General features: G+C 53.0%; 20 protein-coding genes. 17 read left to right on the plus strand and 3 right to left on the minus strand.

The window, feature by feature from the left end; translation table 11 throughout:
- Window positions 1–4: 4 nt before the first annotated feature.
- On the plus strand, window positions 5–1,132 hold the full coding sequence (locus EVX52_RS17435; protein ID WP_129991752.1) for an SLC13 family permease: 1,128 nt from the start codon (window positions 5–7) through the stop codon (window positions 1,130–1,132).
- Here the strand turns inward: EVX52_RS17435 and EVX52_RS17440 are convergent.
- Window positions 1,125–2,612 carry a PLP-dependent aminotransferase family protein gene (locus tag EVX52_RS17440; RefSeq protein WP_240783482.1) on the minus strand — a complete coding sequence of 496 codons (1,488 nt, stop codon included), beginning with the start codon at window positions 2,610–2,612 and terminating at the stop codon, window positions 1,125–1,127. The two genes, EVX52_RS17435 and EVX52_RS17440, sit on opposite strands and share 8 nt — an antisense overlap.
- Before the next feature lie 100 nt (window positions 2,613–2,712).
- Between EVX52_RS17440 and EVX52_RS17445 the strand changes: the two genes are divergently transcribed.
- Complete coding sequence (locus EVX52_RS17445) at window positions 2,713–3,165, plus strand: rhodanese-like domain-containing protein (RefSeq protein ID WP_129952297.1); 453 nt, start codon at window positions 2,713–2,715, stop codon at window positions 3,163–3,165.
- Between the two features lie 19 nt (window positions 3,166–3,184).
- Here the strand turns inward: EVX52_RS17445 and flk are convergent, their stop codons facing one another.
- Window positions 3,185–4,234: a flagella biosynthesis regulator Flk gene (gene flk, locus EVX52_RS17450; protein ID WP_129952298.1), complete on the minus strand. Its 1,050-nt coding sequence runs from the start codon at window positions 4,232–4,234 to the stop codon at window positions 3,185–3,187.
- Between the two features lie 242 nt (window positions 4,235–4,476).
- Window positions 4,477–5,382 (minus strand): DMT family transporter, encoded by a 906-nt coding sequence (locus EVX52_RS17455; protein WP_129991754.1) that lies wholly within the window; start codon window positions 5,380–5,382, stop codon window positions 4,477–4,479.
- A 128-nt stretch (window positions 5,383–5,510) separates the two neighbouring features.
- On the opposite strand from EVX52_RS17455, the gene EVX52_RS17460 reads away from it, so the two are divergent.
- The 15 genes from EVX52_RS17460 (at window position 5,511) to hisP (ending at window position 20,084) form a co-directional block, all read left to right on the plus strand.
- Entirely contained in the window at window positions 5,511–6,302 is a 792-nt protein-coding gene (locus EVX52_RS17460) for a helix-turn-helix domain-containing protein (RefSeq protein ID WP_129991755.1), read from the plus strand.
- 100 nt (window positions 6,303–6,402) lie between these two features.
- Entirely contained in the window at window positions 6,403–7,536 is a 1,134-nt protein-coding gene (pdxB, locus tag EVX52_RS17465) for a 4-phosphoerythronate dehydrogenase PdxB (RefSeq protein ID WP_129991756.1), read from the plus strand.
- A gap of 123 nt (window positions 7,537–7,659) precedes the next feature.
- Window positions 7,660–8,670, plus strand: coding sequence for an aspartate-semialdehyde dehydrogenase (locus tag EVX52_RS17470; protein WP_129952302.1), 1,011 nt, complete (start codon window positions 7,660–7,662; stop codon window positions 8,668–8,670).
- Window positions 8,671–8,672: 2 nt separating this feature from the next.
- Window positions 8,673–9,503 carry a tRNA pseudouridine(38-40) synthase TruA gene (gene truA / locus EVX52_RS17475; protein ID WP_129952303.1) on the plus strand — a complete coding sequence of 277 codons (831 nt, stop codon included), beginning with the start codon at window positions 8,673–8,675 and terminating at the stop codon, window positions 9,501–9,503.
- Between the two features lie 60 nt (window positions 9,504–9,563).
- Entirely contained in the window at window positions 9,564–10,232 is a 669-nt protein-coding gene (locus EVX52_RS17480) for a DedA family protein (protein ID WP_129952304.1), read from the plus strand.
- Between the two features lie 262 nt (window positions 10,233–10,494).
- Complete coding sequence (gene accD / locus EVX52_RS17485) at window positions 10,495–11,409, plus strand: acetyl-CoA carboxylase, carboxyltransferase subunit beta (RefSeq protein WP_129952305.1); 915 nt, start codon at window positions 10,495–10,497, stop codon at window positions 11,407–11,409.
- Window positions 11,410–11,597: 188 nt separating this feature from the next.
- Entirely contained in the window at window positions 11,598–12,884 is a 1,287-nt protein-coding gene (folC, locus tag EVX52_RS17490) for a bifunctional tetrahydrofolate synthase/dihydrofolate synthase (RefSeq protein WP_129991757.1), read from the plus strand.
- Window positions 12,874–13,665 carry a cell division protein DedD gene (gene dedD, locus EVX52_RS17495; protein WP_129952307.1) on the plus strand — a complete coding sequence of 264 codons (792 nt, stop codon included), beginning with the start codon at window positions 12,874–12,876 and terminating at the stop codon, window positions 13,663–13,665. The genes folC and dedD overlap by 11 nt, the downstream gene beginning before the upstream one ends.
- A gap of 266 nt (window positions 13,666–13,931) precedes the next feature.
- Complete coding sequence (gene cvpA / locus EVX52_RS17500; RefSeq protein WP_013574561.1) at window positions 13,932–14,423, plus strand: colicin V production protein; 492 nt, start codon at window positions 13,932–13,934, stop codon at window positions 14,421–14,423.
- Between the two features lie 30 nt (window positions 14,424–14,453).
- Window positions 14,454–15,971 (plus strand): amidophosphoribosyltransferase, encoded by a 1,518-nt coding sequence (gene purF / locus EVX52_RS17505; protein WP_129952308.1) that lies wholly within the window; start codon window positions 14,454–14,456, stop codon window positions 15,969–15,971.
- Between the two features lie 131 nt (window positions 15,972–16,102).
- Window positions 16,103–16,675, plus strand: a complete 573-nt coding sequence (locus EVX52_RS17510) for a UbiX family flavin prenyltransferase (RefSeq protein ID WP_129952309.1) — start codon at window positions 16,103–16,105, stop codon at window positions 16,673–16,675.
- Window positions 16,676–16,997: 322 nt separating this feature from the next.
- Window positions 16,998–17,780: a lysine/arginine/ornithine ABC transporter substrate-binding protein ArgT gene (gene argT / locus EVX52_RS17515; RefSeq protein WP_129952310.1), complete on the plus strand. Its 783-nt coding sequence runs from the start codon at window positions 16,998–17,000 to the stop codon at window positions 17,778–17,780.
- Between the two features lie 106 nt (window positions 17,781–17,886).
- Window positions 17,887–18,573: a histidine ABC transporter permease HisQ gene (locus EVX52_RS17520; RefSeq protein WP_129952311.1), complete on the plus strand. Its 687-nt coding sequence runs from the start codon at window positions 17,887–17,889 to the stop codon at window positions 18,571–18,573.
- The gene (locus EVX52_RS17525; RefSeq protein WP_129952312.1) at window positions 18,570–19,283 is read left to right on the plus strand and encodes an ABC transporter permease; all 714 of its coding nucleotides are present in this window, start codon (window positions 18,570–18,572) and stop codon (window positions 19,281–19,283) included. The genes EVX52_RS17520 and EVX52_RS17525 overlap by 4 nt, the downstream gene beginning before the upstream one ends.
- A gap of 27 nt (window positions 19,284–19,310) precedes the next feature.
- The gene (hisP, locus tag EVX52_RS17530) at window positions 19,311–20,084 is read left to right on the plus strand and encodes a histidine ABC transporter ATP-binding protein HisP (RefSeq protein ID WP_129952313.1); all 774 of its coding nucleotides are present in this window, start codon (window positions 19,311–19,313) and stop codon (window positions 20,082–20,084) included.
- Window positions 20,085–20,145: the final 61 nt, after the last annotated feature.

Raw genomic sequence — 20,145 nt, forward strand, 5'->3', positions numbered from 1 at the left:
AGACATGTTGATGGCGGCGTTCGGCTCTGTATTTAAGCCTTTTTTACGTGACAGATTTTTGCATCTGTTAATTCTGCTTGGTGTCATTCTGACCCTGTTTCAGCCTGAGGAAATCAGCCAGTTTCCGCAGTTTGTGGACTGGGACACGATCGTCACGTTGCTGGGTTTACTGATGCTGACCAAGGGCGTTGAGGTCAGCGGTTACTTTGATTTTGTAGGCCGTAAGATGATTAACGCCATCGACAATGAGCGGTGGCTGGCGCTGTTTCTGGTCACTGCTGCAGCACTGTTGTCCACGTTTATGACCAATGACGTCGCGTTATTTATCATCATCCCGCTGACGATCACGCTGAAGAAACTGACGTCGTTACCGGTGACGCGGCTGATTATCTTTGAAGCACTGGCGGTGAATGCCGGTTCACTGCTTACGCCGATCGGTAACCCGCAAAATATTCTGTTATGGAATAAATCCGGTCAGTCCTTCCTGCATTTTATCGGACAGATGACACCGCTGGCGCTGGTCACTCTGGCTGCCTTATTGCTGGTGACCTGGTTTTGTTTTCCGTCGCACAGCCTGAAAAAAATTGAGAACAATCAGGGATATCCTTTTCAAAAAGGTCTGCTGGTGAGCTGTGTTGTGCTCTACGCGGTATTTATCGCCTGTGTTGATCTGGGGCTGGCCCTGTATGGTTTGCTGGCGGTGATCCTGTGTTTTTTACTGCTGGCGCGAAATGTCCTGCTGCGCATCGACTGGCCGCTGATCCTGGTGTTTATCGTGATGTTTATCGATGTGCGTTTACTGGTCGGGATGAATGCCCTGCAGCCAGCGTTTACGCATATTCACGGGCTGCCGGATTACGGTCATTATCTGCTGAGCATCGGGCTTTCTCAGGTCATCAGTAATGTGCCCGCGACAATCCTGATGATTAATTATTTACCCTCCGGACCGTTGCTGGCCTACGCCGTCAATGCTGGCGGTTTCGGGCTGGCGATAGGATCGCTGGCCAATCTTATTGCGCTGCGCATGGCGAATGACAAGAAGATCTGGCTGCGGTTTCACTATTATTCTTTCCCGTTCCTGTTGTTCAGCGGCGGCGCGGGCTGGTTGTTATTGACGCTGTTTGTTAAATGACTGGCACCTTCAGCGACGCCAGACGGTTTACTGCGGTGGTGATTTCAGCCGGGGTTAATGCCGAGAAACCGAGCAGCCAGCCGTCCTGATGTTGGGTCACTAAACCGGCGCTGGCGGTAAACAGAGGTGAAAGCCGTGGCGTTTCGACACCGGCCTGGGCGGCAAGCGCGCTGAAATGCTGTTCCTGTCCGGCAGGCAGACGGGCGGCGAGTTGTAACCCCCCGGCGGCAACCTGAGGGCTCAGCCATTCAATTTTTTGCTTAATTTGCGTCAGCAGATGGTCACGTCGGCTGTGGTAAAGCTGACGCGAAAAGCGCAGATGTGAAGCGAAATGCCCGGCCTGCATAAATTCCGCCGTGACGGCCTGCATCAGCTGTGAAGAATGACCGTCATTCACGGTGCGCAGCGTCACCATCGGTGCCACCAGCGCAGGCGGTAAGACGGCATAGGCCAGCCGCAAAGACGGGAATAAAACTTTCGAGAAGGTTCCCAGATAAATGACCTGCTGATGTTTATCCAGCCCTTGCATAGCCGGAAGCGGCCGCCCGTCGTAATGCAGTTCACTATCGTAATCATCTTCGATGATCCAACTGCCGTGACGTTTCGCATAGCCGAGCAGATGTAAACGGCGTGACAAACTCAGGCTGACACCGGTCGGATAATGGTGCGACGGCGTCAGGTATATCAGGCGCGGCACAGGTGAATCAGCGCCCGGCACCATTCCCTGTTCATCAACCTCAATGGCGCAAATATCGGCTCCGGCGCTGGCAAACGCGTTGCGTGCACCCGGATAACCCGGCTGCTCAAGCCACACCGTATCTGCGGGATCAATCAGGAGCATCGCCAGCAATTGCAGTGCCTGTTGCGAACTGGTGGTGATAAGGATTTGTCCGGCGCTGCAAATGACCCCGCGTGACTGCTGAAGATAGCTGGCAAGCGCCTCGCGCAAGGGCAAATACCCCTGCGGGTCGCCATATCCCAGCAGGCGTTCGCCCTGAGTCCGCAGCTGTCTGGCGGTTATTTGCTTCCAGATTTTCAGCGGGAAGGCGCGCAGATCAGGCGAACCGGCTGCAAAGGCGACGGGCGCTTGCGGGTCATGACAGCCGCCGTTGGCGATAATTTTCTCACCCCGCGCTGACAAGCGCGTAAACCCAGGCGATAAGACCTGGCTGTTTCTGGAGGACAGGGCGGTGGGCAGTGAGCGGCTGACAAAAGTCCCCTTGCCGGTATGGCGCTGAAGATAACCCTCTGCTTCTATCTGTGCGTAGGCGGCTTCTACGGTGACCCGTGAGAGTTTCAGGTCAGAGGCCAGAATACGCGAAGACGGCAGGCGTTCTCCTCCGGTCAGCGCACCGGTATGAATAGCCTTGCGCAACGCTGAACACAGCCGGTCACGCAAACCTGCCGCAGCGTCTGAACCGGTGATGGCTGTGTTTTCGAAAAGCGTAATCAGTGCAGAGGGCTGAGACAAGATGCGCATAATGGGTCTTATGATTGGCTTGAAATTGGCATTAATCATAAGACCAAAAACGGCGATGATGGAACTGTTTTCAGTCATATCATTTAACGAGGAAGTGTTTATGCAACCAGAGTCTTATGTTTTAGGATTTGCACCACCATCACCTGAAATCAGTGCTGCATATCTGTTGTCGAAACTGAGCTTTTATACCGATGCCGCCGATGTCGCTGCGGATTTACAAAACGGTGTGAACACAATCGTGGTGATTGATACCCGTTCTGCTGAACATTATGCAGGTGGCCATGTGCCGGGCGCGGTCAGTTTTCCGCATAAACTGATGACGGCAGAAAGTACCTGCGAACTCAGTAAAGACGTGGTTTACGTAACCTATTGTGACGGAATCGGATGCAACGGTTCGACGCAGGGCGCGTATAAACTGGCCCGGCTTGGATTCAGGGTGAAGGAAATGATTGGCGGACTGGATTTCTGGATCCGCGATCAACACCCGGTTGCGGTGGGTGAAGAACGCGGACAGTATTCACGGAAACAGGCACCGCCAGATTGCAGTTGCTGAAAAGAGGTTAACGGCGTGCTTAAAACAGTAACCACAGCAGAAGCAGAACCACCACGAACGCAATAAATACCAGCGGCTTGCCGCCCATCGCCTGCATGGAAGGGGGCAACATCGCGATAAACGGGTTCATGATCGGTTGCGGATCGGTACGTGTCACCGTGGTGAAGGTATCGTCTATGTCTTCTGTGCGCGCAGAGCGGTCAACCCGCTGGCTGAACAGAACGCCAATCAGATCACTGACCTGAACCTGCGTCAGCGGCGTGGAAAGCGTCGCGCTGAAACGATTTTCGGCATATTCCGTCAGTTGATGAATTTCATGGGTGCTGGCCGGCTGCTTGAGCACGCTCAGCAACGTGGTCAGCGTCGGTGCGGTGGTCTGCTGGCTGAGCGACGCTTTCACCTGCATAAACTGGCTTAGCACCTGAAAATGCTTCGCCGGTATCGGTTCGCCCACTTTCACACCAACCAGCGTAAACAGTTCCTGCCAGACTTTCACAGGGGCTTCGCCGGTAGCAGCGCTGAGACGGGTTACCAGTTGTTGCAGGCTGTTATGCTCGGCAGGCAGCAACGGACGATCGGTGACCGGTGTCTGCTGGGGCTGCGGAATATTCATCTGACGGGTCTGGATCAGATCCAGCACCTGTTGCAGCTGCGGATGTGTCAGCTGACTCAGTACGGTATGACCAAAATTCTGGCGGATAAAATCGCTCACCGCCTGACGGTTGTTACCCTGCGGCAGCAGCTCGGTCAGTTGCAGCATCAGCTGGCGTGAGGCAAGGCTGTCCTGGGCCTGTGTAAGTTTTCCCTGTAACAGCGCTTCGGCCTGCGGGAATTGCTGAGAGGTGATTTCCGCACCGTTTGGCAACGCAAGTTCGTGGCGCAGATTGGCCCAGATCTCAGCAGATTTGATGGGCGTCAGCGCCATCAGTTTGACGATCAGTTTTTCCAGCGTGGTGCGCTGTACCGGCGTTAAGGGCAGTTCAGCGCCCGTTTTAGCCGGAACGGTCTGACCCTGCGGTTGTGTTCTGTTGTCGCCAACCGGCATGCCCGGGCCGCTCAAAGGTTGCATATCACCGTCCTTCGCTGGAAATTTAAAACGTCGCTTAAACTCAATGATAAGTCAAAAGCACGGCGCAGAGCGCGGAAGCGCCTCATCATACCTGCAAAGTGTTTTAATCGACACCGTGAATAGCAGGCTGAGAAAGATTCTTCAGAATATTGTTTCCTAAAACAGCAGAGAAAAACGTCTGGCGGGGCGCGAAAGCAGAAAGTGGGGGAGGTGCCACCCTCTTATTAAGGATGGCATACCCTTTAGCGAATTTTGTTTTGTTCCGCAGGCGCGGCGCGGGTGAACAGCGGTTTACGCAAACGCTGCGCCAGAATGACCCCGACAAGCGTGATACCGCCGCCAATCAGATGGTAGCTGTGCAGGTGCTCGTGCAGGAACAGCACGGCGATCACTGCCGTGAAAATCGGCGACAGGTTCATGAAAATAGACGCTTTGTTGGCACCCAAACGGATCACACCCTGGATCCACAAAAACGGCGCGATGATCGACGCCGGGATCCCCGCGAAAAGCACCAGCGGAATATTATGTGCGGTCAGGCTGACATCCTTCGCGAGCAGAAAGTTTGGCAGCAATAATAAAACGCCGAAAATGATCTGCACATATAACGATTGCCAGTTCGGCAGCGGGATCGCCCAGCGCTTGGTCAGCACCCCATACAGCGCATAGGAGGCCGAAGCCGCAAACATCATCAGCTCACCGGTGCCGATACCGTGTTGCAGCAGCTGCGCCGGCGAACCGGCACTGACCAGCCAGACTAAACCGCCGAGTGAAATAATACTGCCCAGTGCGACGCCCACTGTTGGCACTACGCTCAGCACAAACAGGCCAATCAGCACGGTCAGCAGCGGGATCAGCGAATTCAGGATGCCCATAAACAGCGCACTGACGCTGTGTGCAGCGTAGTATGCCAGACTCTGATACAGCACCATGCCCAGCAAGCCCAGTATCAGCAGTTTCCACCCGTATTGTTTCACCGCCTGGAGGTTACGCAGCACGCCGGGCAGCACGAAAGGTGTCAGCGTCAGCAGTGCCAGAAGCCAGCGGTAGAACGAAATGGCAGCAGGATCAATTGCGCTGGCCGAGGCTTTACTGACCACAGCATTCAGTGACCAGATCAGGACGGCAAGCAGGGGAAAGAGCACATTCATTGAGTCGTATTCCTGAATAAATCGTCACGCCAGTGTACGGTTGTCTTGTTTGTTATATATAACGATAATCAGACAACACATTGCGTAATTCAGACAATCCCCGTTTGGCGCACAGACAAAAGGTTTTTATGCCCGCACCGCGTTCTTCTTTACCCCGATATTACCCGCCGTTACCTGAGAAGATACCGGTTACTCTGCTTTTTCGGGGTGAAATTGTGGAGGGGAATTCTGAGTATGTTGAGCATTCCCATCCGTGGAGCCAGATTATCTGCGTAAAATCCGGCGTTCTTGCCATGCGCGTGGCCGGACAGCGCTATCTTGCCCCGCGCGAATTCGCCATCTGGATACCTGCCGGGGTTGAGCATTCAAGCTATAACCGCAAAACCACACGTTTTTGCGTCATTGATATCGCCCCCGAACTGGATATCCATCTGCCTGTTGAGCCTTGCCTGCTGACGCCGACAGCCATTTTTAACGCCATTGCTGATGACTGCTTCTCACGAAATATGACTGAACCGCAGAGTGAAACGGATCTGCGTATGTGTCGCGTTTTGCTGGATCAAATCAGTCTGGCACCCCGTCAGAACACTTATTTACCCACATCGGAAAATAAATTACTGTCCCCCGTGCTGAGCGCACTGGAAAAGAATCCGGCGGATAACACGTCGCTGGCACAATGGGCGAAGCAGGTGTATACCACCGAACGAACCCTGTCGCGGCGTTGCCAGCAGGAACTGGGGATGAGTTTTGCCCAATGGCGTCAGCGGCTGCGCTTCCTGCATGCTGTCTCTTTGCTGGAGCAGGGGAAAACGGTACAGGAGGTCTCACTCGAACTGGGTTACAGCTCGTCTTCGGCCTTTATCGCCATGTTCCAGCAGGTGTCGGGCACCACACCGCAGCGTTTTCGTAACGACAGGTAAACCCGTGCCCTGAAAGTTGGGATCTGACCCTGTATCGTGGCAAAATCAATGCCCTCTTTATTTTCTATTCTTTCTTTAGGCCATGCTGCCGGAGACAAACGTGAAAATCCTGGTTGATGAAAATATGCCGTATGCCGTCGAGCTTTTTAGCCGGCTGGGCAACGTGCAGGCCGTTCCTGGCCGTCCTATCCCGCAAGATGCGCTCAATGATGCCGATGCGCTGATGGTGCGGTCTGTGACCAAAGTGAACGAGAGTTTGCTGGCGGGAAAACCGGTGAAATTCGTGGGGACTGCCACGGCGGGCACCGATCATGTCGATGATGCATGGCTTGCCAGCGCAGGGATTGGTTTCTCGGCCGCGCCTGGCTGTAATGCGATTGCCGTGGTGGAATATGTCTTTTCTTCATTGCTGATCCTCGCACAGCGCGATGGTTTCCAGCTGCGCGATAAAACGGTCGGGATCATTGGTGTCGGTAACGTCGGGTCACGCCTGCATGCCCGCCTCGAGGCACTGGGGGTCCACACGCTGCTGTGCGATCCGCCGCGTGCCGATCGGGGTGATGCCGGTGAATTCTGGCCGCTTGAGAAACTGGTCGCCGAAGCCGATATCCTGACATTCCATACGCCACTGAATATGTCCGGCCCTTATGCCACATATCATCTGGTGGATGCGGATTTACTGGCGCGTCTGCCTGCTGAGCGCATCCTCATCAACGCCTGTCGTGGCGAAGTGGTGGATAACACTGCGCTGCTCGGCGTACTGAACGGCAGCAAAAAGCTGACCGCTGTGCTGGATGTCTGGGAACCGGAACCCGATTTGTCGCTGGCGTTGCTGGATAAAGTTGCCATCGGCACGGCACATATCGCCGGTTACAGCCTGGAAGGGAAGGCACGCGGCACCACGCAGGTGTTCGAAGCATTCAGCCAGTTTATCGGTCAGCCACAAACGGTGCCGCTGGAATCGTTACTGCCCGCGCCTGAATTTGCCGAAGTGACACTGAGTGGCGCGCTGAGCGAAGCCAAACTGCTGCGTCTTATTCACTTAGTGTATGATGTGCGCCGCGATGACCGGCCTTTGCGCCGTGTAGCCGGAAAACCGGGCGAATTCGACAAGCTGCGTAAGTTCTATGAAGAACGTCGTGAATGGTCATCTTTACGGGTGATTTGCGACGATGCAGCGACCGCCGGTGTGCTGAAAAAACTGGGTTTTAACAGCCAGTTAGCCACGGCGTAAATCATTGAGTTCCTGCCCTGATATTTCACGTTGAAATATGACGGGTAAAACGCGTTAAAACAGGGCGGTGATGTTCATCGCCCCTTTGTATTTTGTACTTTATATTTTCTGGAGAATACCAACATGTCTGATGGCTGGAATATTGCGCTGCTTGGCGCAACGGGCGCAGTCGGTGATGCGTTACTGGAATTATTGGCTGATCGTCAGTTCCCGGTTGGTGAGCTCTTCCCGCTGGCCAGTGAACGCAGTGCCGGTCAGACCGTGCGCTTTAATGGCAAAAGCCTGCGCGTACAACAGGCATCTGAGTTCGACTGGTCTCAGGTTCAGCTGGCATTCTTTGTTGCAGGCTCTGAAGCCTCTGCCTTGTATGCCGAGGAAGCTGCAAATCAGGGATGTCTGGTGATTGACAGCAGTGGCCTGTTCTCGCTTGAACATGACATTCCTCTGGTGGTGCCGGGCGTGAACCCTGATGCGCTTTCTCATTACCGCAATCGTAATATCGTGGCCGTGGCTGACAGCCTGACCAGCCAGTTGCTGACTGCCATCAAACCACTGACCGAACAGGCGGGTTTGTCCCGTCTGCACGTGACCTCTTTGCTGTCTGTTTCTGCGCTGGGCAAAGCCGCTGTTGACGATCTGGCCGGGCAAAGTGCCCGTCTGCTTAACGGAATTCCGGCAGAAGAGGGTATCTTCAGTAAACAGCTGGCGTTTAACCTTTTGCCGCTGGTCAGCGATGAAGAGGGCAGTGTGCGTCAGGAACGCCGTCTGGTGGATCAGGTTCGCAAAGTGTTGCAGGACGATGGCCTGCCGGTTTCCGTCAGCTGCGTGCAGTCGCCGGTGTTCTACGGTCATGCGCAGGTGGTACATATGGAAGGTCTGCGTCCGCTGTCAGCAGAAGAAGCACGCGCTGAACTTGAACGCATTGATGATATCAATCTGAGCGATGAAGATGATTTCCCGACGCAGGTCAGCGATGCATCCGGCAATGCCAATCTGAGCATCGGGTGTATCCGTAATGACTACGGCATTCCTGAGTTACTGCAATTCTGGTCAGTGGCTGACAACGTTCGTTTTGGCGGCGCACTGATGGCGGTGGAAACCGCAGAGAAGCTGATTAATGAGTACTGGTACTGATTATGTCCGATGAAGTGATCGCTGACGTCAGCACCGCACCGGTTGCCGGGCGTGTGGCGTTAGGCATTGAATATGACGGCAGTGCTTATTTTGGCTGGCAGCGTCAGCAGGGTGTTGCCAGTGTGCAGGAGTGTCTGGAAAAGGCACTGAGCCGGGTGGCCAATTCACCGATCGTGGTGTTTTGCGCCGGACGGACAGACGCAGGCGTCAGCGCGACGGGGCAGGTGGTGCATTTTGACACGCCGGTGCTGCGCAAAGACGCGGCGTGGACGATGGGGGTGAATACCCATTTACCCAAAGATATTGCTGTGCGCTGGTGCGCGAATGTGGGCGAAGATTTTCACGCCCGTTTCAGCGCCACTGCCCGCCGCTATCGCTACGTTATTTACAATAACCGTTACCGTTCAGCAATTTTGCATGCCGGCGTGACGCATGTTCACATGCCACTCGACGTCGGAAAAATGCAGATTGCCGGCCAGGCGCTACTGGGTGAGAACGATTTCACGTCTTTTCGTGCATCTCAGTGCCAGTCGCGTACACCGTGGCGTTATGTGATGCATGTGAATGTGAGCCGTCACGGCAGTTATGTGGTGGTGGATATCAAGGCTAATGCATTTGTTCATCATATGGTGCGCAATATCGTGGGCAGTCTGGTGGAAATCGGTGCCGGTAACCAGCCTGTTGGCTGGATGGGAGAACTGCTGGCAGCGAAAGATCGCAATCTTGCGGCAGCCACCGGCAAGCCGGAAGGGTTGTATCTGGTTTCAGTCGATTACCCTGAGAAGTTTGCGCTGCCTCAGGTGAATATGGGACCCCTGTTCCTCGAAGACTAAGGAACGGATAAAGCGATTGTTTAAATGGGCTGTTAAACCGAAAAAGGGGGAGTAAATCAAATGGGTTTTATTCACTTTGTCATTGATTTTATTTTGCATATTGACGTGCATTTAGCGGAGCTGGTTGCGCAGTATGGCATCTGGGTTTACGGCATTTTATTCCTGATTTTGTTTTGCGAAACCGGTCTGGTGGTGACACCTTTCCTGCCAGGGGACTCATTATTGTTTGTGGCAGGCGCGCTGGCGGCGTTGCCGGGCAATGACATTAACGTCCATCTGATGGCATTCCTGATGGCCATTGCGGCGATCCTGGGCGATGCGGTGAACTACACTATCGGACGGGTATTTGGTGAACGTCTGTTCAGTAATCCTGATTCAAAGATTTTCCGTCGCAGTTATTTGGACAAGACGCATAAGTTTTACGAGAAACATGGCGGTAAAACGATTATTCTTGCGCGCTTCGTGCCGATCGTCCGCACGTTTGCACCGTTTGTGGCCGGTATGGGACATATGTCTTACCGCCATTTTGCTGCGTATAACGTGATTGGTGCACTGGTTTGGGTACTGTTATTTACCTATGCTGGCTACCTTTTCGGTGATCTGCCGATTGTTCAGGAAAATCTGAAATTACTGATCGTGGCGATCATTGTGGTTTCCATCCTGCCGGGTGTGGTTGAAATCTGGCGGCACAAACGCGCAGCGGCCAAAGAAAAGCGTCAGCAGGATTAATTCCGCACGTTTTTTACGCAAGCGCTTTAAAATTTAAGGCATTAAACCTGAGGGTAAGACCAGTTTTTTATCCACAGTGTCTGGCCGTTATGGTTTAATGAGCGACAATTTATGGTCTGTTCCTGCGAACAACCCTTCTGTGGCGCGGTGTGTGAGGTTTTTTATCACCCCGCACACAGGTGATTTTGGGTAGGTTTCAGGGGACTTGTTACAGCATGAACAGCGGACTGGCTTCGGCCGGGTTCAAACAGAAAGGTTATCGATGAGCTGGATTGAACGAATTCTTAGTAAGAGCACTGACTCGCAGACCCGTAAGGCAAGTATTCCTGAGGGCGTCTGGACTAAATGTGATAGCTGCGGGCAGGTTCTTTACCGCGCCGAGCTTGAGCGCAACCTCATGGTGTGCCCTAAGTGTGACCACCATATGCGCCTCAGTGCGCGTATGCGTCTGTCCACTTTCATGGACGAGGGCAGTGAGGTTGAATTAGGCAGCGAGCTTGAGCCTAAAGATGTTCTGAAGTTTAAAGATTCCAAAAAATACAAAGATCGTCTGGTTGCAGCACAAAAAGAAACCAACGAAAAAGACGCCATGGTCGTCATGAAAGGTACGCTGTTTGGCATGCCAATCGTGGTCGCGTCCTTTGAGTTTGCCTTCATGGGCGGATCAATGGCGTCTGTGGTGGGGGCCCGTTTTGTACGTGCCGTTGAGCAGGCGCTGGAAGATAACTGCCCGCTGGTCTGTTTCTCTGCCAGTGGCGGCGCCCGTATGCAGGAAGCGCTGATGTCGCTGATGCAGATGGCGAAAACCAGTGCAGCACTGGCGAAATTACAGGAACGCGGCTTGCCGTACATTTCTGTACTGACTGACCCGACCATGGGCGGTGTTTCTGCCAGTCTGGCAATGCTGGGCGACATTAACGTCGCTGAGCCGAAAGCGCTGATCGGTTTTGCCGGTCCACGCGTTATCGAGCAAACCGTGCGTGAAAAACTGCCGCCGGGCTTCCAGCGCAGTGAATTCCTGATCGAAAAAGGTGCGATTGATATGATCGTACGCCGTCCGGAAATGCGAGCTAAACTGGGTAGCGTTCTGGCGAAATTAACCGGGCAACCGGAGCCGAACGTGGCTGACGTCCATGTTGCTGTCAACGGTTCTGCCGCTGACAATCAGGATGCCTGATCGAACAGGGTAAACGCCGGTCAGTTATTCGGGCGGCCATCGTGTGTTGTGCCGCCCACACTGTTTTTCTGCAAAAAAGACAGCCGTGCTTTTACTCTGTTGGTATGATCTGACAAAGAGGGCATTGCCTGCTGTCACAGTCTGGTGATGTAGCGTCGAAGTGAACCTGACAAGGTTGAACGGGACTCATGCAAAATCAACTTATTCCCCAAGCCACGTCGCCTTTGGCCACGTGGCTTTATTATCTCGAACATCTTCACTCTCAGGCGATTGAGCTTGGTCTTGATCGGGTTAAAGCGGTAGCCGCGAAACTCGATTTACTGACGCCTGCGCCACAAGTTTTCACTGTGGCCGGAACCAACGGTAAAGGCACCACCTGTGCAACGCTGGAATCCATCCTGATGGCAGCGGGCTACCGTGTGGGCGTTTACAGTTCCCCGCATCTGGTGCGCTACACCGAACGTGTCCGTATCCAGGGTGAAGAATTAGCAGAATCTGCGCATTGCGAATCTTTTGCGCTGCTGGAAGCTGGCCGTGGTGATATTTCGCTGACCTATTTTGAATACGGCACATTGTCGGCGTTGCAGCTGTTTAAACAGGCTAAGCTGGATGTGGTGATCCTTGAAGTCGGGCTGGGCGGGCGTCTGGACGCGACCAATATTGTCGATGCCAGTGTGGCAGTCGTGACCAGTATTGCGCTGGACCATACTGACTGGCTGGGATCTGACCGCGAAAGCATTGGCCGTGAAAAAGCCGGTATTTTCCGCGCCGGTAAACCGGCCGTGGTCGGTGAACCGGATATGCCGCAATCTATTGCTGCCGTTGCGCAGGAAAAACACGCGGATTTATACCGCCGTGAGGTGAACTGGCATTTTTCTGCGGATGCCGGACAGTGGCGCTGGGCAGCACTGGAAGAAGGCCATGAGGTTAACGTGCTGGAAGGTTTACCGTTGCCGAATGTGCCACTCGCCAACGCCGCGACCGCGCTGGCCGCGCTGCATTATTCCACTCTGGATATTCCTGAAGCCGCGTTGCGCACTGGTTTACAGCGCGCGGCACTGCCGGGACGTTTCCAGACGGTGAGTGAATCACCTCGTCTGATCCTGGATGTCGCGCACAACCCGCATGCGGCGGCGTATCTGGCCGGACGTCTGGCGGAACAGCCACGAAATGGCGGTAAAGTGCGTGCTGTCGTCGGAATGTTGAAAGACAAAGATATTGCCGGTACGCTGGCTTGCCTGTCGCCTCAGGTGGACGAATGGTATTGCGCGCCGCTGGAAGGTCCGCGCGGGGCCAGTGTTGAAGAGCTGACGGCACACCTGCCGCAGGCGCACCAGTTTGACGATGTGGAGTCTGCCTGGAAACAGGCTATGCAGGAGGCTGCTCCTCAGGATATTGTGATTGTCTGCGGCTCGTTCCATACCGTAGCTCACGTAATGGATGCTATAGACACGGGGAAAACCAGTGGCAAGTAAGTTTCAAAATCGTCTGGTCGGGACGGTCATTCTGGTGGCGCTGGGCGTCATTATTTTGCCCGGTTTACTCGACGGCAAGAAAAAGCATTACGAAGACGAATTTGCGTCTATTCCATTGGTGCCAAAACCGGGTGATGTTGAGGAACAGGACTCGGTGCCACCGGTCACGCAATCTTTGCCGGCTCAGCCACCGGAAGGTGCGGATCAGGCGATGAACGGTGCTGCGCAGGAGTCGGAAGGTTCGGCGAATAACACGAATGCCGCGAATAAGGGCAATGTTGCACCGGGCAATACCACGATAGAAGCACCGCCGGTCACCACATTGCCTGAGCAGAAAAAAACGGTGCAGACTGCACCGGTAAAACCTGCGGCGCAGAAACCTAAAGTCATCGAACCTAAACCGATGGTGGAAGCGAAGCCAACGGTGAAACCGAAGGTCGTCGAGCAACCAAAACCGGTCGAGCAGCCGAAGGCCGTGGCTGAACAGCCAAAACCGGCAGAACAGCCGAAGCCTGCGCCGGAAGAAAAAGCGCCGGCAGGGCAGTCCTACGTGGTGCAGCTTGGCGCACTGAAAAATGCTGCTAAAGCCAATGAGATTGTGGCGAATCTGCGTTTGTCTGGTTTCCGCGCTTATACGGTTCCGTCAACGCCGGTACAGGGGCAGATTACGCGCCTGTACGTCGGGCCGGATGCGTCGAAGCAGAAGCTTGAGGCTTCACTTCCGCAACTGCAACAGCTGAGTGGATTAGGCGGGCAGGTTCGCGCCTATTCTGCTCACTGATTTTGCACCTCCTCCTGCGAAGGGGGAGGTGGCCGTTAAAACATAAAAAATACCACGGAGGGCACAAGCGATTGGTGCCCTTTTTCTATAAGATCCTCTGGTTGAGTTTTTATAGGTTTATGCTGCGATTGAGGTTTTTTTAATCGCTATTATTAATTTGTCTGACCGGCTGATTTCCCCTACGCAAACGTTTTCTTTTTCTGTTAGAATTCGCCGCGAACGGGATGCCGGGGCAGATGTGACTGGATTAGACACTGGAATAGTTAATGGTCTGGATTGATTACGTCATTATTGCGGTTATCGGATTTTCTGCTTTAGTCAGTTTAATCCGTGGCTTTGTTCGTGAGGCTTTATCGCTGGTAACCTGGGCTTGCGCCTTTTTTGTTGCCAGCCATTATTACCCTTACCTCGCCATCTACTTCACACGTTTCGAAGATGAATTAGTTCGAAACGGGATCGCAATTGCCATCTTGTTCATCGCGACGTTGATCGTAGGTGCAATTGTCAACTATGTGATTGGTTCACTGGTTGAAAGAACCGGGTTGTCCGGCACTGACAGGGTGTTAGGTGTGTGCTTCGGCGCACTGCGTGGGGTGTTGATCGTTTCCGCGATGCTGTTCTTCCTCGATACTTTTACCGGTTTTTCGCAAAGTGAAGACTGGAAACAATCCCAGTTGATCCCACAATTCAGTTATATCATCAGGTGGTTCTTTGACTACCTGCAGAGCACGTCGAGTTTCTTGCCAAAACATATTTAGTTCTGGCAGCGCTGAAGAGGAAAAGACAACATGTGCGGTATTGTCGGTATCGCCGGTTTCATGCCGGTAAACCAGTCGATTTATGACGCGTTAACGGTGTTACAACACCGTGGTCAGGATGCCGCAGGCATCACCACCATCGACGCGAATAATAACTTCCGTTTACGTAAAGCCAATGGCCTGGTGAAGGATGTTTTCGAAGCCCGCCATATGCAACGCTTACAGGGCAACATGGGTATAGGCCATGTGCGCTACCCAACGGCTGGCAGTTCCAGCGCTTCAGAAGCTCAACCTTTTTACGTCAACTCTCCGTTCGGCATCACCCTTGCCCATAACGGTAACCTGACCAATGCTCACGAATTGCGAAGCAATCTGTTCGAAGGCCAACGCCGTCATGTGAACACCACTTCCGATTCTGAGATTTTGCTGAATATCCTGGCGAGTGAGTTGGATCGTTTCCAGCACTATCCGCTGGAAGCTGACAACATTTTTGCTGCGGTTGCTGCAGTGAATCTGAAAATCCGCGGTGCTTACGCTTGTGTGGCGATGATCATCGGTCATGGCATGCTGGCGTTTCGTGACCCGCATGGCATTCGTCCGCTGGTGATTGGTAAACGTACGCTGGCAGATGGTCGTAATGAGTACATGGTGGCCTCTGAGAGCGTGGCACTTGATACGCTGGGCTTTGAATTCCTGCGTGACGTTGCGCCGGGCGAAGCGGTGTACATCACTGAAAAAGGTCAGCTGTTCACCCGTATGTGTGCTGAGAACCCGCAGTACAATCCTTGCCTGTTCGAATACGTCTATTTTGCACGTCCGGATTCCTTCATCGACAAAATTTCCGTCTACAGCGCCCGCGTACGTATGGGTGAAAAGCTGGGCGCGAAAATTGCCCGTGAATGGGAAGACATGGATATCGACGTGGTGATCCCGATCCCGGAAACTTCCTGCGATATCGCGCTGGAAATTGCCCGTATTTTGGATAAACCGTACCGTCAGGGGTTTGTAAAAAACCGCTATGTGGGCCGTACCTTCATCATGCCGGGTCAGCAGGAGCGCCGTAAATCAGTACGACGTAAACTGAACGCTAACCGCGCTGAGTTCCGTGATAAAAATGTCTTACTGGTCGATGATTCCATCGTGCGTGGTACCACCTCTCAGCAGATTGTTGAGATGGCGCGTGAAGCCGGGGCAAAACGCGTTTATCTGGCCTCTGCGGCACCGGAAATCCGCTTCCCGAATGTTTACGGTATCGATATGCCAAGCGCGAACGAGCTGATTGCCCATGGCCGTGAAGTCAGTGAAATCAATCAGATGATTGGGGCTGATGCGTTAATCTTCCAGGATCTGAGCGACCTTATCGCCGCAGTGAAAGAAGACAATATGGATATCGAGAAATTCGAATGTTCAGTTTTCGACGGTGTTTACGTCACCAAAGATGTGGACCAGAACTATCTGGAATATCTTGAAGCGCTGCGCAACGACGATGCTCAGGCATTGCGTGGTCAGCAGGAAGCTGAAAATCTCGAGATGCACAACGAAGGCTGATCAGCCGGTTGCTGACATTCTCTCTGGCGCGCCCCTCCGGTGAACACCGGGCGGGCGCGTTTTTTTATGCCTGAATTTATGTCAGTATTGGCACCACCGGATCCGGGTTTATTTTTTCTAAGGCAGTGTTGATGAAACGACTTATTGTCGGTATTTCCGGCGCCAGCGGCGCAATCTATGGTGTCAGGCTCTTGCAGGTATTGCAGAGTGTGCCTGATATTGAAACTCATCTGGTGATGAGCAATGCAGCCCGTCAGACACTGACACTGGAAACGGATCTCACCCTGCGTGATGTTCAGGCACTGGCAGATGTGGTGCATGATTCCCGCGATATCGCGGCCAGCATCTCCTCCGGTTCTTTTAAAACTGCCGGCATGGTGATTTTGCCTTGCTCGATCAAAACGCTCTCGGGCATCGTGAACAGTTATACCGACGGTTTGCTGACCCGTGCGGCTGACGTAGTGATGAAAGAACGCCGCCGTCTGGTGTTATGTGTGCGCGAAACGCCGTTGCATCTGGGCCATTTACGACTGATGACACAGGCGGCTGAACTGGGCGCAATCATCATGCCGCCGGTTCCGGCGTTTTATCACCGCCCTGTTTCTGTGGAAGATATTATTGATCAGACGGTAAACCGGGTGATCGATCAGTTTGATATCGAGCTGCCGGAAGACTTATTTGTTCGATGGCAGGGCAGTCGTTAAACTTTCACGTCCCAATACGCACTTATTTCGCGCACTTTCGTTACATTGCACCAACAATGATCACAATTTGATTCATTGGGGTGCAGTGTCCAACCTTGCTTCGGCTATCCTTCCTTCAGACCTTTGAAAACTTTGATTATCCCGATGCTTTTTTGACCGGTTTTCACTCTCTCGCTGTGCAAAACGGCTATGCAGAGAAACGGCACGAAAAGTGCATGAGAAAATCTGGCAAAAAGCCATTTGCATCGTTCAGCAAACTATAAAAAGACGTTCATTCACGCACACGCAACCACAACAGATGAATAATCACTGAGGCTAATGTATGAAAAAGTTGTTCAAGGTTCTTCCGCTGGTTCTGGTTTTAGCCAGCGCAGGTAGTGCATTTGCTGCCGCGCCTAAAGCAATTAACATCGGTACTGATCCGACTTACGCCCCATTTGAATCGAAAGACTCCAGCGGTAAGCTGGTGGGTTTTGATATCGACCTGGCAAACGAGATGTGTAAACGTGCAGCCATTAAATGTACCTACGTTGAAAGCGATTTTGATGCGCTGATCCCGTCCCTGAAAGCGAAAAAGATTGATGCGATTATTTCCTCATTATCCATCACTGAAAAACGTCAGCAGGAGATTGATTTCACAGAGAAACTTTACGCTGCTAACGCCCGTCTGATTGCACCTAAAGGCTCTAAAGTTCTGCCCACTCTGGATGCGCTGAAAGGCAAAAACGTCGGTGTTCTGCAGGGGTCCACTCAGGAAGCTTATGCGAATGCCATGTGGCAGCCAAAAGGCATCAATGTGGTGGCCTACCAGAACCAGGATCTGATTTATGCGGATCTGGCTTCCGGTCGTCTTGACGCAGCATTCCAGGACGAAGTGGCAGGCAGCGAAGGCTTCCTGAAACAGGCAGCGGGTAAAGATTATGCGTTTGCGGGACCGTCGGTTAAAGATGATAAGTTCTTCGGCGTAGGTACCGGCATGGGCCTGCGTAAGAATGAAACGGACCTGAAAGATGCGCTGAACAAGGCATTTGACAGCATGCGTAAAGACGGCACTTACGACAAACTGGCGAAAAAATACTTCGACTTTGATGTTTACGGCGGCTGATATTCGTCGTGAGACATGCCAAAGGGGGCGGTACGCCGCTCCCTGCGGTTCTGACGCCGGTGGTCGTGTTGCCTGCGCAGGGATCCACTAAAGACAGGAAAAAACCATGCTGTATGGGTATTCCCAGGTAATTATCCAGGGCACGTTAGTGACACTGGAGCTGGCGATTTCGTCAGTCATTCTGGCGCTGGTGATAGGGTTAATCGGCGCGGGCGGGAAACTGTCAAAGAACCGGATCGTTTCTGGTTTTTTTGGTTGCTACACCACGCTCATTCGCGGCGTACCTGATCTGGTATTGATGTTATTGATTTTCTACGGTTTGCAGATTGCGCTTAACAGCATTACAGAATCACTGGGGCTGACACAAATTGATATCGACCCGATGAGCGCCGGTATTATCACCCTGGGCTTTATCTACGGGGCATATTTCACTGAAACGTTCCGCGGTGCGTTTATGGCGGTCCCGCGTGGACAAATCGAAGCTGCGACGGCTTTCGGGTTCAGCGGTTCACAAATCTTTCGTCGAATTTTATTCCCGGCCATGATGCGTTTTGCGCTGCCGGGCATTGCCAATAACTGGCAGGTTATTCTCAAAGCCACCGCACTGGTGTCGTTGCTGGGTCTCAATGATGTGGTGAAAGCCACGCAACTGGCCGGGAAGGGGACATATCAGCCGTTCTATTTTGCGATTGTGGCCGGTGTGGTTTATCTGATTTTCACCACGCTGTCGAACGGCGTGCTGGTGTGGCTTGATCGCCGTTATTCGCTGGGTGTGAAGAGGGCTGATCTATGATCGAAATTTTACAACAGTACGGTATGTCCCTGCTTTACAGCGACGGCTACCGTTTCACCGGTCTGGCTATCACCTTATGGTTACTGATCAGTTCCGTTGTGATAGGCGGATTACTGGCTGTGCCGATGGCGGTGGGGCGTGTGTCTTCCAACAAATTCCTTCGCTATCCGATCTGGCTGTATACCTATGTTTTCCGCGGGACACCGTTGTATGTGCAGTTACTGGTGTTTTATTCCGGCATGTACAGCCTGGAGATCGTGCGTGGCACCGACTTCCTGAATGCTTTTTTCCGCAGCGGGCTCAATTGTACGATTCTGGCACTGACGCTCAACACCTGTGCATACACCACCGAAATTTTTGCGGGTGCGATCCGCGCGGTGCCGCACGGCGAAATTGAAGCGGCCAACGCTTACGGGTTTTCACGTTTTAAATTGTATACCTGCATTATTTTACCGTCGGCATTACGCACGGCACTGCCTGCGTACAGTAATGAAGTCATTCTGATGTTGCACTCCACCGCGCTGGCGTTTACCGCCACAGTACCGGACGTGCTGAAAATAGCCCGCGACATTAACTCGGCAACGTATCAGCCGTTTTATGCCTTCGGGATTGCTGCGGTTATTTATCTTTGCATCTCTTTTATATTGATTGGGCTGTTCCGCATGGCGGAAAAACGCTGGCTGGCACATGTAAAGCCTCAAACTCACTAATAAGAATTATTTTTGCGGAATCACGTTATGCCAGAAAACAAATTAGCGGTTCTCGATCTCCACAAACGCTATGGCGACCATGAGGTGTTGAAAGGCGTTTCATTGTCGGCGAATGCGGGTGATGTGATCAGTATTATCGGTTCATCAGGATCCGGTAAAAGTACCTTCCTGCGCTGCATTAACTTCCTTGAGAAACCAAGCGAAGGCTCGATCAGTGTCAATAATCAGGATATCCGGATGGTGCGCGACACCGATGGTCAGCTGAAAGTGTTTGATAAAAAGCAGCTGCAACTGTTACGTACCAAACTGACGATGGTGTTTCAGCACTTCAACCTGTGGAGCCACATGACGGTGCTGGAAAATGTCATGGAAGCACCGGTTCAGGTGCTGGGGTTGAGCAAGGCAGAAGCGCGGGAACGCGCGGTGAAATACCTCGATAAAGTGGGTATTGATGCCCGCGCACAAGGGAAATATCCGGTGAATTTGTCCGGTGGCCAGCAGCAGCGCGTGTCCATTGCCCGTGCGCTGGCGATGGAACCGGAAGTGTTACTGTTTGACGAACCGACCTCCGCCCTTGACCCTGAACTGGTCGGCGAAGTACTGCGCATCATGCAAAAGCTGGCGGAAGAGGGGAAAACCATGGTGGTAGTGACACATGAAATGGAGTTTGCCCGTCACGTCTCCAGCCACGTCATTTTCCTGCATCAGGGGGTGATTGAAGAGCAGGGCGAGCCTTCCGAGGTGTTCGGTAACCCGAAAAGTGCGCGGCTGCAACAATTCCTCTCAGGTGCTTTGAAGTGATTTCCGTGCTCCTTCCCCTCTCACGAGGGGAAGGCTGGGATGGGGTGTGGGTTTTGCTCAG

It is taken from the genome of Rahnella sp. CFA14(1/10) (assembly GCF_004195095.1).
Lineage (GTDB): Bacteria > Pseudomonadota > Gammaproteobacteria > Enterobacterales > Enterobacteriaceae > Rahnella > Rahnella perminowiae.